Source organism: Leucobacter soli, from assembly GCF_042659205.1.
GTDB classification, from domain to species: Bacteria; Actinomycetota; Actinomycetes; order Actinomycetales; family Microbacteriaceae; genus Leucobacter; species Leucobacter soli.
Map to the genome: position 1 here is coordinate 1 of NZ_JBHSRW010000434.1, position 885 is coordinate 885.

The following is an 885-nucleotide window of genomic DNA, read 5'->3' on the forward strand; positions in this document are numbered from 1 at the left end:
GACGCCGAGCGGGTGCTCGACGAGTTCGGCGCCCCCTACGTCGTGAAGGCCGACGGCCTCGCCGCGGGCAAGGGCGTGCTGGTGACGGAGGATCGCGCGGCGGCCCTCGCGCACGTCGCCACCTGGGCGCCGCACGGCGAGGTGCTGATCGAGGAGTTCCTCGACGGCCAGGAGGTCTCGCTGTTCTTCTTCTCCGACGGCCACGACGTCGTGCCGCTGAGCCCGGCGCAGGACTACAAGCGCATCTTCGACGGCGACGCGGGCCCGAACACGGGCGGCATGGGAGCGTACTCGCCGCTGCCGTGGCTGCCCGGTGCCGGATCGAGCAGCGGCGGGTCGAGCAGCGGTTCCGGCAACGACGGACCGGGCTTCGTCGAGGAGATCACCGAGACGGTCGCCCGGCCCACCGTGCGGCAGCTCGAGGCCGAGGGCACCCCGTTCATCGGCCTGCTCTACTGCGGCCTCATCGTCACGTCGAAGGGCGTTCGCGTGATCGAGTTCAACGCCCGCTTCGGCGACCCCGAGACGCAGGTCGTACTGCCGCGCCTCGCCTCGCCGCTCAGCACCTACCTGCTCGCCGCGGCGAGCGGCACGCTCTCCGCGCACCCGGCACCGGGCTTCACGGACGAGGTCGCCGTCGTGGTCGTGCTCGCGAGCGAGGGCTACCCGGGCGACGTCGTGACGGGGCGGGAGCTGACCGGGATCGGTCCGGACGGCGAGCTGGCCGACCCCATCGACGGCGTGCATCTGGTCCATGCGGCCACGAAGCGCGACGCGCAGGGGCGCTGGATCGCGACGGGCGGACGGGTGCTCGGCGCGCAGCTGTGGCTCTTCGCCTGGGCGCCGTTGAACGGCCGCGCCATGCAGGCCGCGCTCGGATACTTC

Annotated in this window: 1 protein-coding gene; it reads left to right on the top strand. The window is 72.9% G+C overall.

Annotated elements, in window-relative coordinates; translation table 11 throughout:
• Window positions 1–885 (top strand): phosphoribosylamine--glycine ligase (locus tag ACFPZL_RS13765; protein WP_382335957.1); only part of this gene is annotated, 885 nt, incomplete at both ends.